The sequence below is a fragment of the Streptomyces sp. cf386 genome (assembly GCF_900103585.1).
Lineage (GTDB): Bacteria > Actinomycetota > Actinomycetes > Streptomycetales > Streptomycetaceae > Streptomyces.
Genome location: NZ_FNHV01000022.1, coordinates 20728 through 35116, shown reverse-complemented (window position 1 = coordinate 35116; position 14389 = coordinate 20728). Strand labels below are relative to the sequence as shown.

Here is a 14389-nt window from a genome sequence, read left to right as displayed (position 1 = left end):
GACCGTACGGCCCGGGGCGAGCGAGTGGGCCGATCGTGCCGTGCGGCTCGGGAAGGGTTACCGTCAGCGGCATGACCAGCACCATCACCCTCGCCGAAGCCCTCGCCGCCGGGACCGTCGTGCTCGACGGTGGGATGTCCAACCAGCTCGAGTCCGCCGGGCACGATCTGAGCGACGAGCTGTGGTCGGCGCGGCTGCTCGCGGAGCGGCCCGAGGCGATCACCGAGGCGCATCTCGCCTACTTCGAGGCGGGGGCGGACGTGGCGATCACGTCCAGTTACCAGGCCACGTTCGAGGGGTTCGCGAAGCGCGGGATCGGGCAGGAGCGGGCAGCCGAACTGCTCGCGCTGAGCGTGGAGTTGGCGCGCGAGGCGGTACGGCAGGCGCAGGCCGAGGGCGTCACTCGGCCGCTCTGGGTGGCCGCCTCGGTCGGACCGTACGGCGCGATGCTCGCGGACGGCTCCGAGTACCGGGGCCGGTACGGGCTGAGCGTGGACGAGCTGGAGCGCTTCCACCGGCCCCGCCTGGAGGTGCTCGCCGGTGCCCGTCCCGACGTACTGGCACTGGAGACGGTCCCTGACGCCGACGAGGCCGAGGCGCTGCTGCGGGCGGTGCGCGGGCTCGGTGTCCCGGCCTGGCTGTCGTACTCCGTCGCCGGTGACCGCACCCGCGCCGGGCAGCCGTTGGAGGAGGCCTTCGCCCTGGCCGCCGATGCCGACGAGGTGATCGCGGTCGGCGTGAACTGCTGCGCACCCGAGGACGTCGAGGGCGCCGTCGAGACCGCCGCCCGCGTCACGGGCAAGCCGGTGGTCGTGTACCCCAACAGCGGCGAGGCCTGGAACGCCGAGGCCCGCGCCTGGGACGGGCGTTCCTCCTTCGCCGCCGAGCAGGTGCGGGGGTGGCGGGCGTCCGGGGCGCGGCTGATCGGGGGGTGCTGCCGGGTGGGGCCGGAGGCGATCGGCTCCATCGCGCGGACGTTGACGGAGGCGCCGTAGCCGGGGGCGGGGCGCGCGGCTCGCCGCCTGCCCCGTCGGAGTCATGTCGGAGCCACGTCGGTTTCCGGTCACCGCGGGCCGCGCGCCCCGCCGTCCTCGAACAGTGATCGGTTACGCTGGCCGCGCCGCCGCGTGGCGATCGCCGGCCGGACCCCTGGGACCGCGGATCGCCCGGCGAGAATCACCGGCCCTTGCGTTAGGCAACGTGACGTGCCCGTCCGCCCGTCTCGTAGGACGCATGTGTCGCAAGCGCACGAAGGAGACAGCGATGGGGGACCGAACACCCGACACCGACGTCCTTGACCAGGACGACCCGTCGGCGCAGCCCCGCGGCGCCGAACACGGTTCGGGCGCGGAGTCGGCCGAGAAGGACAGCGGGAAGGCGTCCGGGGAGGCGACGGCAGAAGCGGAGTCGGCGGAGGCGGCGGCAGAAGCGGAGTCGGCGGAGAAGCCGACGGAGGAGAAGTCCGAGTCGCCGGAAGCGGCGGAGGAGCCGCAGACGCCCGAGGAGACCCAGGAGCCGGACCAGCCGGAGGACCCCGCAACAGCACAAGAACCGGCCGAATCCAACGCCGACGCTGCCGCTGAACCAGCGGACGAGGAGGCGGAACCGGCGGCGGCCGAGCAGTCGGAGGAGGAGCCGGGGGCGGCGGGGGCGGACCCCGAATCACCGGAAGCGGCAGCGGAACCACGGACGCCCGTGGAGACCCAGGAGCCGGACCAACCGGAGGACTCCGCCGACGCGACAGCGCAGGAACCGGCCGAACCAAACGCCGACGCTGACGACGAACCGGCCGACGAGGGCGATGCGGGCGGCGAAGCCCCGGTTCAGGAGGCCGGTCCCCTCCCCGACGAGGCACCTGACGCCGAGGACGACGGCAAGGAATCGGACGAGAACGCCGAGGCGCCTGCACAGGTCGACGACACTGCGCCGGACGAGGACACCGACGCGGCAGCCGAGGCGGACGATGCCGCACCGGACGAGGACACCGACGCAGCAGCCGAGGTAGGCGACCCCACTCCGGAACCGGACACCGACGCGCTTGCCAAGGACAGCGGCAGCGCATCGGACACGACCACCGACGCGACCACCACGGACGACCCCGGGGAAGACGCCGTCGCGAAGGAGCCCGAGGCAGACGCCGCCGTCCCCGGGGGATCCGAGAGCACGCGGACCCTGGCGTTGCGGTCGCCGGAGGCCGCCTCGGTCGAACGCGACAGGACGCTGGCGATCAGCGTCGACGATCTGCCGGACGCCGAGCCGGAGGAGGCGCAGCCCGCTCCCTCCCCGATCGACCTGCTCGCGCAGCTCACCAACACCCCGCCGCCACCGGCCACCCCGCTGCGCACGACCCTGCGCAGGATCAAGATCTGGTCACCTCTCGTGGCGCTGGTCGTGCTGGTACTCCTCGTCGTCCAGTTCCTCCGACCGCTGCCCGAACCGACCCTCGCCCTCGACACGAGCGCGTCGTCCTTCACCATCGGCGGGGAGGCGTTCTCCATGCCGTGGCCGGAGGAGGGGCAGGCCGCGGTCACGGTCGTGGGGTCGGGCAGCATCGGGACGTTCGGGGAGCAGAAATCCGTCCCGACGGCGAGTGTCGCCAAGATCATGACGGCGTATGTCCTGCTTCACGAGCGCCCACTGAAGAGGGACGAGCCGGGCCCGGACGTCACGGTCGACGCCCGGACCGTGGAGGAGGGCAAGTCGAAGGACGAGTCGCGCATCGAGGGGCTGCGGGTCGGCCAGACCTTCACCCTTCAGGACATGCTGAAGATGCTGATGATCCCGTCCGGCAACAACGTGGCCCGACTGCTGGCCCGGTGGGACACGAAGAGCGGGGACGAGACCGCGTTCGTCCGGAAGATGAACGAGGCGGCCAAGTCGCTCGGCATGACGAACACGACGTACACCGACCCCAGCGGCCTGGACAAGGGCACCGTCAGCACGGCCGTCGATCAGCTCAAGCTGGCCGAGGCGGTCATGAAGTTCGAGTCCTTCCGCGCGGTAGTCGCGATGCCCAACGCCGACATCCCCGACGTCGGACGCATCTACAACAACAACGACCTGCTCGTGGCCGGCCTGAGCGTCAGGGGCCTCAAGACCGGCTCCAACACCGCCGCGGGCGGCACGCTGTCCTGGGCGGCGTACCGGACCGTGGACGGCGAGGACCGGCTGATCCTGGGCACGATGATGGACCAGCACGCCCCGCCTCCGGACCCCAACGGCGGGACCAGCCTGAAGCTGGTGCTGGACAACAGCGAGAAGGTCGTCAAGGCGGTCCGGGAGGCGCTCACCTCGGCGACCGCGGTGAAGAAGGGCCAGGTCGTCGGACATGTCGACGACGGTCTCGGCGGCCGTACGCCGGTGGTGGCCACGAAGGACCTGAAGGTGGTCGGGGTACCCGGGCAGAAGCTGAAGTTCACGTTCCGCGACGGCGGCGAGGATCTCGCCGCCGGGACCAAGGCCGGGACCGTGGTCGGCAAGCTGGCGGTGGACGGCGGTACGGGGGCGCAGAGTGTGCCCGTGGCGCTGCAGTCGGAGCTTCGGGAGCCCTCTCTCGGGACGAAGCTGACCCGGCTCGGGTGAGGCGAGCGGAGTTCCGCCGGGACTGCTGCACCCCCCCGGCGGAGCCGGCGCACCGAATTCAGGTCAGCGCGGCAGCGATCTGCTCGGTCGCCTCGGCGATCAGCGACTCGCTGGGGCGGGCCTCGCGTTCGGCGCGCTCGGACATGATGGCCAGCACGAGGGGCTCGGAGCCGGACGGCCACACGACGGCGATGTCGTTGGCCCGGCCGTAGGTGCCGGTTCCCGTCTTGTCGGCGACCCGCCAGCCCTTGGGCAGGCCGGCCCGGATGCGGTTGCCGCCGGTCGTGTTGCGGACGAGCAGGTCGGTGAGCAGGGCGCGCTTGTCGGTGGCGAGCGCTTCGCCCAGGATGATCGTGCGGTAGTCGGCGGCGATCGCGCGGGGCGTGGTGGTGTCGTTCGGGTCTCCGGGGCGGGCCCGGTGGAGTTCGGGTTCGTAGTGGTCGAGGCGGCTGACGGTGTCGCCGAGCTCGCGCAGATAGGCGGTCAGCCGCTGCGGGCCGCCGAGGTCGCGCAGCAGCAGGTTGGCCGCGGTGCCGTCGCTGTGCCGGACGGCGGCGTCACATAGCTGACGGATCGTCATGCCCTGGGTGACGTTCTTCCGGGTGACGGGCGAGATGGAGTTGATGTCGTTCCAGCCGTAGGTGACGCGCTTGTCCAGGTGACTGAGCGGGTTGCGGTCGAGGACCGCGGCGACGGCGGCGGTCTTGAACGTGGAGCAGAACGCGAAGCGTTCGTCCGCCCGGTGCGCGACCGTCGTCCCCGTACCGGTGTGCAGGGCGTACACGCCGAGCCGGGCGTCGTGCTTGCGTTCCAGGGCGCGCAGCGACGGGAGTTTCAGGGGCGTCGCGGAGGGTGAGGGTGAGGCGGACGGGCGGGCCGGTCCGGGGGACGCCAGGGCGGCCGAGCGGTCCCGGCCGTCACCGCAGCCCGTCAGGGGCAGCAGGACCGCCGCGGTGAGGAGGGCGCGGCGGGACAGGCCGGAGTGCTCTGGGGTCATGCGGTTGTACCTGCTTTCGAGAGCCGAGTCGTACCCTGCCGCGGCCGGCGCACAAAGGGGGGTGGTCGCTGTTCTACGCGCCGGGTCGGCTGAGTTCAACTCGGCCATCCTGCCGTGTGATTGAGTCGAGCAGATGTGCGGGAGCCGGGCCGGCGTCACGCCGGGGCAGGGGCCGCAGGTCTCGGCGGGGGTACGGCTCCGAGGCGGGCCTCAGTCCTGGTACGGAACGACCCGGGCACGCCCAGCCGGTGTGCCGGCGGGGCTGTGGTCGTTCCGGGTCCGGGTCAGCAGGGACAGTGCGGTCAGGGCGGCTCCCGACATCAGGATCAGATAGACGAGGCCGTGCCGGTAGCCGGTGGCGACGCTCTCCGGGTCGAGGGTCGTGTGGCGGCCGACGCCGTGGAACACGATGCCGATGACGGAGAGGCCGACGGCACCGGCCACCTGCTGGGTCGTGGCCACCAGGCCGCTGGCGGCGCCGGCCTGAGCGGGCTTCAGGTCGTCGAGGACGATCCCCAGGAGCGGGGCCATCACCGCTCCCGTGCAGGCTCCGTTCACGGCGAGCAGCGCGGCCAGCGCCGGGATGCTCACGGTGCGGGCGTCGGCGAGCAGCAGCGGGAACTGGGCCGCGAAGCCGGCCGTCCGGATCCACATCGCACCCTTGAGCGAGCGGGTGCCCCACCGTGCCGTCAGGGCGGAGGAGGCCATGCTCGCCGCGCAGAAGCCGACGATGAGCGGGCTGGACACCAGCCCGGACTGGAGGGGGGTGAGACCGCGCCCCTCCTGGAGCAGCAGGGCCAGGACGTAGAGGGACGAGGACATGGTGGCGTAGAAGGCGCACACGATCAGCAGCCCGATGCGCAGGCTGCCGACGCGCAGCAGGCTGGGTGGGAGCAGCGCGTCGCGGCCCAGGGACTCGGCGCGGCGTTCCCAGAGCCAGAATCCCGGGAGCAGCACCGCCGCCCCGGCGAGCATGAGCAGGGTCCAGCCCGGCCAGCCGGCCGAGCGGCCGACCGTCAGGGGGACCACGAGCAGCACCATGGCCACCGAGAACAGCAGGACCCCCGTGCGGTCGATGCGCAGGCTGCCGAGCCGAGCGGTCGTCGGCAGCAGACGGGGGGCGAGGAGCAGCGTCACCACGCCGAACGGGAGGTTGACGAGGAAGGCCCAACGCCAGGAAAGGCCCAGCCAGTCGAGGCTGATCAGCAGTCCGCCGATGAGCTGTCCCGTGGCCATCGCGCTGCCCGTCGCCAGGCCGTAGACGCGCATCACCCGGGGGCGTATCTCCGGCGGGTAGTGGAGCTGGATCAGCGCGAGCACCTGCGGGAACAGCACGACGGCGGCGCCGCCCTGCAGCGCCCGTGCGCAGATCAGCCACCACACGTCCGGGGCGAAGCCGCACATCGCCGACGTCGCGGTGAACAGCGCGGTGCCGACCACGAAGGCCTTCTTGCGGCCCCAGTAGTCGCCGAGCCTGCCGCCCAGCACGACGAGGCTCGCGTAGACGATGGCGTAGACGGCGACGACGAGTTCGATCTCGCCGCTGGTCGCGTGCAGGTCCTCGGTCATCGACGGGACGGCGACGTTGACGACGAAGAAGTCCAGGGTGGGCATGAAGGCGCCCACGAGCAGTACGGCGAGCACCGGTGCGCCCGCTACCCGAGGGTCAGGCGCAGATGCGGCTCGACCAGGTCCGGCGCGAGCATGAAGCCGTAGTGTCCGAGGTCCGTCTCCATGATGTGCGCCTCGGCTTCCCGGATGCCCGCCGCCAACTCGCGCTGTGTCTCGGGGGGATAGGCGCGGTCGGTGGAGAAGCCGACGATGCGGGTGGGCGCGGTGATCCGGGCGAGCGCGTCGTCGATGCCGCCCCTGCCGCGCGCGACCGTGGCGCTCAGGGCCGTCTCGGACAGGACGAGGCAGCAGTTGGCGTCGAAGCGTTCCCACACCTTGTCGCCCTGTGCCAGCACGTATTCGCGGAACTTCTCGTGGCAGCCGTCCGAGTCGTGGTACCAGGACTGTCCGCCGAACCGGTCCTGCCAGTAGCTCTCGGTGCCGTAGCGGATGTGGGCGAAGCTGCGGGCGAGGGAGACGCCGGTGCGCGGGCCGCAGCCCTCGGGCAGGTGGTAGAACTCGCCGCCGTGGAAGTGCGGGTCCCGCCGGATCAGTTCCAGCTCGATGTGGGTGTGGCCGGCCTGTTCGACACGGGTGGCCGCCGCCACGGCGATCAGCAGGAGCCGGCCCACCCGTTCGGGGCGGGAGACCGCCCACTCCAGGGCCCGTGCCCCGCCGATGGACATGCCGATGACGGTGTGCCAGCGCTCGATGCCCAGCGTGTCGGCCAGTGCCGCCTCGGCGTTGACCTGGTCGACGACGTCGAGTGCGGGGAACCGTGCGGCCCACGGCCGTCCCGTCGGGTCGAGGCTCGCGGGGCCGGTGCTGCCGTCGCAGCCGCCGAGGTTGTTGGCGACGATGACTTGGAACCGGTCGGTGTCGACCGCCTTGCCGGGGCCTATCAGGCCGTCCCACCAGCCCTCCGCGCGATGCCCCGGCCCGGCGGGTCCTGCCGCGTGGCTGGTCATGCTCAGCGGCGGCAGGACCAGCACCGCGTTGCTGCGGTCCGCGTCGAGGGTGCCCCAGGCCTCGTACGACATGGTCACGGGGCCCAGGGTCTGCCCGGAGATCAGCGCGAGCGGTGCCTCGGCGGAGTGGGTCGTGACGAAGCGCCGGTTTCCCGGGGGGTCGTCGGGCTGCCAGGCTCCGGTGTTGTTCAGACGCATGCGCGTTCCCTCCGTGGCTGGGCCCGGGTGGTCGGACAGGCCCCTGGGGTCTGCGGGGTCAGTGGTCGGCGTAGCGGCTGCGCAGCAGCTTCTTGTCGAACTTGTTGGTGGCCGTCTTCGTGATCTCGGGGACGAACTCGAAGCGGTCCGGCACCCACCACTTCGGGAGCCGGCCGCGCAGGAAGGAGCGGAGTTCGTCGGGCGTCGCGGTGGCGCCGGAGCGTGCCACCACCACGGCCAGTGGCCGCTCCTGCCAGCGGAGGTCGGGCACGGCGACGACGGCGGCCTCCAGGACGGCGGGGTGGTCCATCAGCGCGGACTCGACCGCGATGGAGCTGATCCACTCGCCGCCCGACTTGATCAGGTCCTTGCTGCGGTCGGTGATACGGATGTAGCCGTCCGGGTCGATGGTGGCGATGTCCCCGCTGCGCAGCCAGCCGTCGTGGAACTTCTCGGTGTTGGCGCCGTCGCCCGGGTTCTCGTAACGCGTCGCGCCCCACAGCGATCTGACTTCGAGTTCGCCCTGGGTCACGCCGTCGTGGGGCACCAGTCGGTCCCGGTCGTCGACCAGCCGCACCTCGACGCCCGGTACGGCCAGGCCCTGGGTGTGGTGCAGTTCCAGCTGCTTCTCGGGGGGCAGGGTCGCCAGGCCGCTGCGGATGTTCGTCAGCGCGACCGTCGCCATGTTCTCCGTCATGCCGAGCCCCTGCTGCATGGTGACGCCGCGGTCGGCGTACCGGTGCACGAGGCCCTGCGGGATCGCCGAGCCCCCGCAGACGATGCGTTCCAAGGAGGCGAACACCTCCTTCGGCGGGTCCATCTCGTCCAGCGCGAGCCAGAAGGTGGGCACGCCGGCCGACAGGGTGACCTGCTCCCGTTCCAGGGTCCGGGCGATGGACTCGGGTTTCAGGTGCGGTCCGGTGAACACCAGGCCGGCTCCGACCAGGGCGGCCGCGTACGGCAGCCCCCAGGCGGTGGCGTGGAACAGCGGCGTCAGCGGGAAGACGACGTCGCGTTCCCGGACCGCGAAGGCGTCGGCCGCGCACATGGCGAGGGAGTGCAGGGCGAGGGAGCGGTGCGAGTGGGCGACGGCCTTGGGGTGGCCCGTGGTGCCGCCGGTGTAGCAGAGGCAGGCGGTGCGGTTCTCCGCCACGTCACGGGGCTCGACCGGATCGGCCTCGGCCAGCAGCCGTTCGTAGGAGTGCGCGTCGGCGAACGCCGGGTGCACCTCGCCCCCGTCGGGGATCACGACGAACTCGCGCACCGAGCCCAGCCGGGGCAGCAGCCGCGCCAACTGCCCGGTGAGGGAGGCGTCGACGACCATCACGCGGGAGTCGGCGTGGGCCACGACCCAGGCGATCTGGTCGTCGGAGAAGCGGACGTTGACCGGCACCAGCACAGCACCCGCCATCGGGACACCGAAGAACCACTCCAGGTGCCGGGTGCTGTTCCAGGCGAAGGTCGTCACCGCGGAGCCGTGGTCGACGCCGAGGCGTCTCAGGGCGTCGGTGAGCCGGTGGACGCGTTCGCGCAGCGCCGACCAGGACGTGCCGCGGGGCCGCCCGGCGAGGTCGACCTCACGGATCTGCTTGCCGGGTGCCACGGTGGCCGCCCGCCGCAGCAGCATGCCCACCGAGAGCCCGATGCCGCCCTGCCCGGTCATGACGCAAGCTGGACGAGGGTCATGCCGTCATGGACGGTGAGCAGAGCGGCGCGCACCCGGGGGTCGTCGACGACGTGCTTGTTGAACCTGACCACGTCGTGCGCCCAGTTGGCGAACATGCGCTCCACCCATTCCTCGCCCGTGCGTGCCTCGTCGGCGGGCGGCAGGGAGCGCGGGTGGAGGACCTCACCGCCCCACAGGGTGTTGTCGACGACGAGAAGGCCACGGGGCCGCAGGAGGTCGCGGGCGAGGATGGTCTCGAAGTAGGAGATGTAGTTGGGCTTGTCGGCGTCCAGAAAGATGAGGTCGAAGTCGCCCTCGACGCTCTGCAGAACGGTGAGGGCCTCGTCCAGCACGGGCTTGATCTTGTGCCCGTGCGGGCTGCGTTCGAAGGCCCGCACGGCCACGTCCTGGGCCCGCTTGTCGGCGACGTAGCTGTCGATGGTGACGACCTCGCCGTGGTCCGGCAGTGCCTCGGCGAGGGCAACGGTGCCGTGGCCGGTGAATGTGCCCACCTCCAGCACCCGGTTCATCCCGCCGGTGGTGATCAGCATCTGGAGGAAGGACGTCTGGATGTGCGCGGTCGATATGTCCGCCCATTCGGGCGTGGCCTTCACGGTCTCCTCGGCGATGTCGCGCAGTTCGGCCGAGACGGGGGAGGAAAGGCGCTCCGCGTACTCGCGGACTCCGTCCCGGAAGATCGAGGGCTTCTTGAAGACGGCGTCGGACCTGTGTTCCATGGCTTCTTCTCTCGACGTGTGACTCGACGTGTGGGGGGGTTCCGGCAGGCTTGGCGGCGACGTCTACGTCGTGGGAGTCGCGTGCATCGTGACGTAGTTGGTCCCGATCCAGTCCCCGAAGGTCGCGCTCTCGCCGTCGAGGGTGTCGACTTCGAGGCCGTACGTGCGCGCCTTGGGGACCGAGAAGGCGAAGTCGGTCGACGGGCGCAGGAAGAACACGCTCGACGTACGTCCGCTGCCCTCGCGCAGTCCGGCATCCGGGGACCTGACGTGGTGCCGGGGCGCGGGGACGGCGCCCTGGGTGACCAGCGGCGCGATGGCGCCGCACAGCACGATCACGGCGTTCGGCACGTGCGGCAGGTCGACCATGTCGCCGCCGATCTCGGCCTGGAGGCTGACGAACCCGTTGGCGCACGGCGTCTGGTGGATCAGGGTGATGATGGACAGGTCGTAGTGAGGTGCCATCCGGCGCGGCTCGTGTTCGGCGGCACGGTGCTCGGGGACCTCGGGGAAGTACCGCAGCCGCAGCACGGGGTCGCAGTCCAGCAGGGTGTCGATGTCCCGGCCGTCCGAGCCGTCGTAGGTACCGGTCGCCTCCAGGACGACCTGGGCGGTCTCGCGGGCGGCGGTGTAGAGGCCGACGAAGTAGTCCGTCCAGATCTCCTCGAAGGCCGGCGAGGGGAAGAGGTTGTCGGCGAGCCCCATGGAGAACACCATCGAGTAGTCCGTGTAGGTGCCCGTCTTGGTCACCTGGGCGGTGCTCTCGGCCTCCAGCGCGGAGTATCCGCGGCGCAGGGTCGGGATCTTCGTCGTCACCGCCGCCTTCTCCTGTGGCGTGCCGCGCTCGAAGAAGTCCATCGCCGTGTCGGTGGCGAGCCTGTGGTCCTGTTCGCGCACTCCGCAGTCGGTGAGGTAGAAGACGCCCGCCTCGGTCACGCACCTGCGGAACTCTTCCTGGTCGACGCCTTTCTTGAGCGCGGTGAGGCTGAAGATGGGCACTCGGGGCACCGCCGTGTCGGTCATGGTGGCCCGCTCCTTCCCGGATCAGTCGTAGAAAAGTACGGCGCGCATTTCCAGAGACGTGCGCAGATGCCCGACGTCGGGTCCCTGCTCGTCGTAGAACGCCGTGTGCGGGCAGAGACCGGCCACGTCGGCCGCCCCGGGGTGCTCCGCGCCGTCCGCGGCGAGCGCCAGCGTGCGGCTCGCGCTGTCGTGGCACTTGAAGAGGAGGACCTCGTCGGGGGTGAGGGACCGCCAGTAGTGCCAGCGGTGGCCGGGGTTGTGCTTCACGGAGTAGCTCTCGCGGTCCTTGAGCCACTCCGGGAAGTCCAGCCGGGTCGGCACCAGGTCGGCGGCGGGGTCCAGCGACCGGTAGTCGCACAGGGCGAGGGGGTAGTTGCGGACGGGCTCCAGCAGCGGCCGCCAGATGTTGACGATCTGGAACCTGCCGAAGCTGCGGCCCTCCCCGCCGTGCCGGGCGGCTCGGGCCCGGGCGCTGTTCGGACTCTGGTCGACGTGGACGCGCAGATGCGGGGCCTGATGGGGCGTCACGCCGGAGGGGGTCGCGTCCTGGCGTCGGAGGGTGGCATCGAAGAACGCCACCGCGTCTGCCCCGGTGACGGACGTCAGGAGCTCCGCGGTCTCCTGCCGGTACCGCTCCAGGGCCTGCTCGGAGTTCTCCGCCAGGGCCCGCTGGTCGGCCCGGGTGGGAGCCTCGACCCGCTCGAACCCCATGGTGTCGAGGGTGGGCCGTACGGTGCTGTCGCGCAGGTCAGTGACGGTCGCCTCGTGCGGAACCATACGGAAGTTGAGGATCACCTCGGGCGGCCGGGACAGGGCGTCGATGCACCAGTCGTCGTCCGGGGCGTCCGGGGTCAGCGGTGCGGCGTAGTGCAGGACGGTCGACACGGCGGACACGGTGGCCGGCTAGCCCTTCGCCGCCGTGCGGCGGAAGACGCCCCGGTCCAGCTGGGGGCTGGCGTTGGCGTACACCATGTCCATGGTCAGCACCTCGTGGAAGGACGCCAGGTACTGCTCCAGCAGGGCCGGGCTGTAGCGGTGCCAGTACGGGATCATGTCCTCGATGACGAAGTAGTCGCCCTCGTGGAGCAGATGGTCGACCGCCCAGCGCATGACGTTGAAGGTGTCGGCGTGCGCGTCGTCGACGAGCAGCAGCGGGTGGGCGACGTCGCCGAGCAGCTTCTCCAGCGTCCCGAGGTCGGTGCAGTCGGCCTCGTGGAGGGCGATGTCCGTCATCTCGGAGGCGGGAATCTGACAGCGGGAGAGGTCCTTGTCGACCCCGATGACCCGGCAGTCGACGCCCATGAGCCGGGTCAGGTCGCGGAACCAGACCAGGGAACCGCCGCTGTACACGCCGAGTTCGACGATGGTGCGGGGGCGGAACTCCCACAGCAGGTCGTGGAAGGCCGCCTGGGCCTCCGGGTCCTTGAGCAGCCGCAGACCCCGCCATTGATAGCGGGAGAAATCCGGGTAGCCCAGATCGCGCGGCGCCTCGGCCCACCGGTCGAGCGGCCAGTCTCGCGGCCGGTCCGTGAGTTCCGGGGAACGGTAGACCGGGTCCTCGCCCAGCCCTCGGAATGCGTTCAGATCCAGGAAGTTCTCGCGAGAGTAGTCGTTCAATGAGCTCTCCCCTGAGTTTGCGCCGCATTTCGGCTCTGCGATGCTAGCCCGCACTACTCTTGGCCTTCTCTTACGGCACTCTCCGGGGTCTCTCCATGTAATTCCGCAGAAGGCGAAAGTCCGAAAAGGGCCTGGTAGAAAATTCACGAGCGGTAAAAGGCCGTCAGGCGGGTAGAGTTCCGCGGGCACGAGAAAATATCGCGTACAGAAGGGAAAGATCTCCATTGGACGTGATAGGCGCCGGATATGGCCGTACCGGTACGCTATCGATGCGGGCGGCACTCCAGAGGCTCGGGTTCGACCCGTGTCACCACATGACGGAAGTGATTACGAACCCCCGGCAGATGCCGCTGTGGCAGGAGGCGCTCGCCAGTGACCCGGTGGATGTGCGGCCGGTGTTCGAGGGGTACCGGGCGACGGTGGACTTCCCCGGCTGTGTGTTCTGGCGCGAGCTGATGGAGGCGTGGCCGAAGGCGAAGGTCGTGCTGACGGTGCGGGATCCGCACCGCTGGTACGCCAGCGCCAGGAAGACCATCTTCTCCCGGCACATGCAGCAGCCGGAGGACCCCGACCCTGACGCCGCCGCGTTCGGCCGTTTCATGACCGAGGAACTGCGCCCCCGCATGGTCGACGTGGGCGGCGACCGGCCGCTGAACGAGATGGACGAACAGGAGGCCGTAGAGGCCTTCAACCGGCACATCGCCGAGGTGAAGGCCACCGTGCCGGCCGATCGGCTGCTGGTCTTCCGGGTCAGCGAGGGCTGGGGTCCGCTCTGCGAGTTCCTTCAAGTGCCGGTCCCCGACGAGGAGTTCCCTCACATCAACGAGGCCGACGGCTTCCACGCGCGCGCCGGGGAGCTGTTCGAGGAGCGGCGGCGGGCGATCGCCGCGTTGCGGGCCGCGCCGGCCGAGCGCTGAGCAGGACGCCCGTGGGCACAGCACGCGATGGCCCCAGGACCCCGCCGGGTCCTGGGGCCATGTGGGGTCACCGTCAGGTCTGGCCGTTCTTGGCGATGAGCGCGTGGAAGCCGTGCTGGAGGTAGTCGCCGTACGCGATCGGCGGGTTCGGCTCCCTGCCTTCGACGGCCTCGGGGTGGAACGGCTCCATCAGCGTGGTCTGCCCGGCGTGCAGGAAGAACGGCAGGGACAGGCGCTCCGCGTTGATGAACTTCACCCGGTGGTTCGGCGCCGGGAAGTAGTCGTTCGTCAGGTACCCCAGGAAGGTGCCGCAGTTCACCAGGAAGTTGTCGCCGGACGTCGGCAGGTCCTGCCAGCCGTCCACCGTCTCGACCTGGAGGTTCTGCACCTCCGTCTGGAACAGGACGGTGATCATCGACACGTCGAGGTGGTCCTCGAAGCTCAGCTTCGTGCCGTCCGGACCCGTCTTGACCGGCGGATAGTCGTCCAGGCGGGGGTAGCGGATCAGCGACACGGCGGACAGCGTGTCGTCCTCCGGGAGGTGGGCGTCGAAGAAGTCCTCGGGCTTGCCCAGCGCCAGCGCGAGCCCCCGCATCAGCGTCTTGGAGAGCCGGAACATGTCCCGGTAGTACTGCTCGCAGAACGGCCGGAACCGCTCGTGCCGTTTCTCGTCCGGCCAGATGTTCACCTCGTGCAGCGGCGTCCCGGACCGGATCATCGGATGGTCCTCGCTGAACGACGGGTTCAGATAGCACCAGGACTCGACGGCCTTCCTGCCCTTGACGGCCATGTAATACCCGTTGCGCACCCGCGGGTTGGCCTTGTTGTAGGCGTTGATCGCCAGCTCGTGCTTCTCCTCGTCGGTCATGGTCCGGTGGAACTCGTTGACCACGTCCTGGAGGTGCTGGACGTCGATGCCGTGGTGTGAGGCGTAGAAGAACCCGGACCCACGGCACGCCTTGTTGATCTCCTGCGCGACACGCAGCTTGTCGTCCGGATCGCTGCCGAAGAGCGGCGAGATGTCGATCGTCGGTACGTGTGCCGACGGCATCGGGATGGGCATGAAATCCTCC

Annotated in this window: 12 protein-coding genes; 3 read left to right on the top strand and 9 right to left on the bottom strand. The window is 70.5% G+C overall.

All coding sequences use genetic code 11. The features are described 5' to 3' along the window. Positions 1 to 71 precede the first annotated feature (71 nt). Both mmuM and BLU79_RS38980 read left to right on the top strand, forming a co-directional pair. Complete coding sequence (mmuM, locus tag BLU79_RS38985) at positions 72 to 995, top strand: homocysteine S-methyltransferase (protein ID WP_093910763.1); 924 nt, start codon at positions 72 to 74, stop codon at positions 993 to 995. A gap of 268 nt (positions 996 to 1263) precedes the next feature. Further along, positions 1264 to 3582, top strand: a complete 2319-nt coding sequence (locus tag BLU79_RS38980) for a D-alanyl-D-alanine carboxypeptidase family protein (protein ID WP_256333627.1) — start codon at positions 1264 to 1266, stop codon at positions 3580 to 3582. Positions 3583 to 3640: 58 nt separating this feature from the next. Here the strand turns inward: BLU79_RS38980 and bla are convergent, their stop codons facing one another. The 8 genes from bla to BLU79_RS38940 all read right to left on the bottom strand — a co-directional run bounded on the left by bla (position 3641) and on the right by BLU79_RS38940 (position 12399). Then, positions 3641 to 4579 (bottom strand): class A beta-lactamase, encoded by a 939-nt coding sequence (gene bla / locus BLU79_RS38975; protein ID WP_093910762.1) that lies wholly within the window; start codon positions 4577 to 4579, stop codon positions 3641 to 3643. 210 nt (positions 4580 to 4789) lie between these two features. Continuing rightward, a complete protein-coding gene (locus BLU79_RS38970; protein WP_093910761.1) occupies positions 4790 to 6223 on the bottom strand; it encodes an MFS transporter in 1434 nt (477 codons plus the stop codon). Positions 6224 to 6234: 11 nt separating this feature from the next. Further along, positions 6235 to 7356 (bottom strand): homoserine O-acetyltransferase MetX, encoded by a 1122-nt coding sequence (locus BLU79_RS38965; RefSeq protein WP_093910760.1) that lies wholly within the window; start codon positions 7354 to 7356, stop codon positions 6235 to 6237. 58 nt (positions 7357 to 7414) lie between these two features. Continuing rightward, complete coding sequence (locus tag BLU79_RS38960; RefSeq protein ID WP_093910759.1) at positions 7415 to 9019, bottom strand: long-chain-fatty-acid--CoA ligase; 1605 nt, start codon at positions 9017 to 9019, stop codon at positions 7415 to 7417. Further along, positions 9016 to 9759, bottom strand: a complete 744-nt coding sequence (locus tag BLU79_RS38955; protein WP_093910758.1) for an O-methyltransferase — start codon at positions 9757 to 9759, stop codon at positions 9016 to 9018. Before BLU79_RS38955 ends, BLU79_RS38960 begins: the two co-directional genes overlap by 4 nt. A gap of 63 nt (positions 9760 to 9822) precedes the next feature. Further along, positions 9823 to 10782, bottom strand: coding sequence for a 2OG-Fe(II) oxygenase family protein (locus BLU79_RS38950; protein WP_093910757.1), 960 nt, complete (start codon positions 10780 to 10782; stop codon positions 9823 to 9825). 21 nt (positions 10783 to 10803) lie between these two features. Next, positions 10804 to 11667: a CmcJ/NvfI family oxidoreductase gene (locus tag BLU79_RS38945; protein WP_256333626.1), complete on the bottom strand. Its 864-nt coding sequence runs from the start codon at positions 11665 to 11667 to the stop codon at positions 10804 to 10806. Between the two features lie 18 nt (positions 11668 to 11685). Continuing rightward, positions 11686 to 12399 (bottom strand): CmcI family methyltransferase, encoded by a 714-nt coding sequence (locus BLU79_RS38940; protein ID WP_093910755.1) that lies wholly within the window; start codon positions 12397 to 12399, stop codon positions 11686 to 11688. Positions 12400 to 12629: 230 nt separating this feature from the next. On the opposite strand from BLU79_RS38940, the gene BLU79_RS38935 reads away from it, so the two are divergent. Continuing rightward, positions 12630 to 13316 (top strand): sulfotransferase family protein, encoded by a 687-nt coding sequence (locus tag BLU79_RS38935; protein WP_256333632.1) that lies wholly within the window; start codon positions 12630 to 12632, stop codon positions 13314 to 13316. A gap of 73 nt (positions 13317 to 13389) precedes the next feature. Here BLU79_RS38935 and BLU79_RS38930 read toward each other — a convergent pair whose 3' ends face one another. Then, a complete protein-coding gene (locus tag BLU79_RS38930; RefSeq protein WP_093910754.1) occupies positions 13390 to 14379 on the bottom strand; it encodes a 2OG-Fe(II) oxygenase family protein in 990 nt (329 codons plus the stop codon). Between the last annotated feature and the right edge of the window lie 10 nt (positions 14380 to 14389).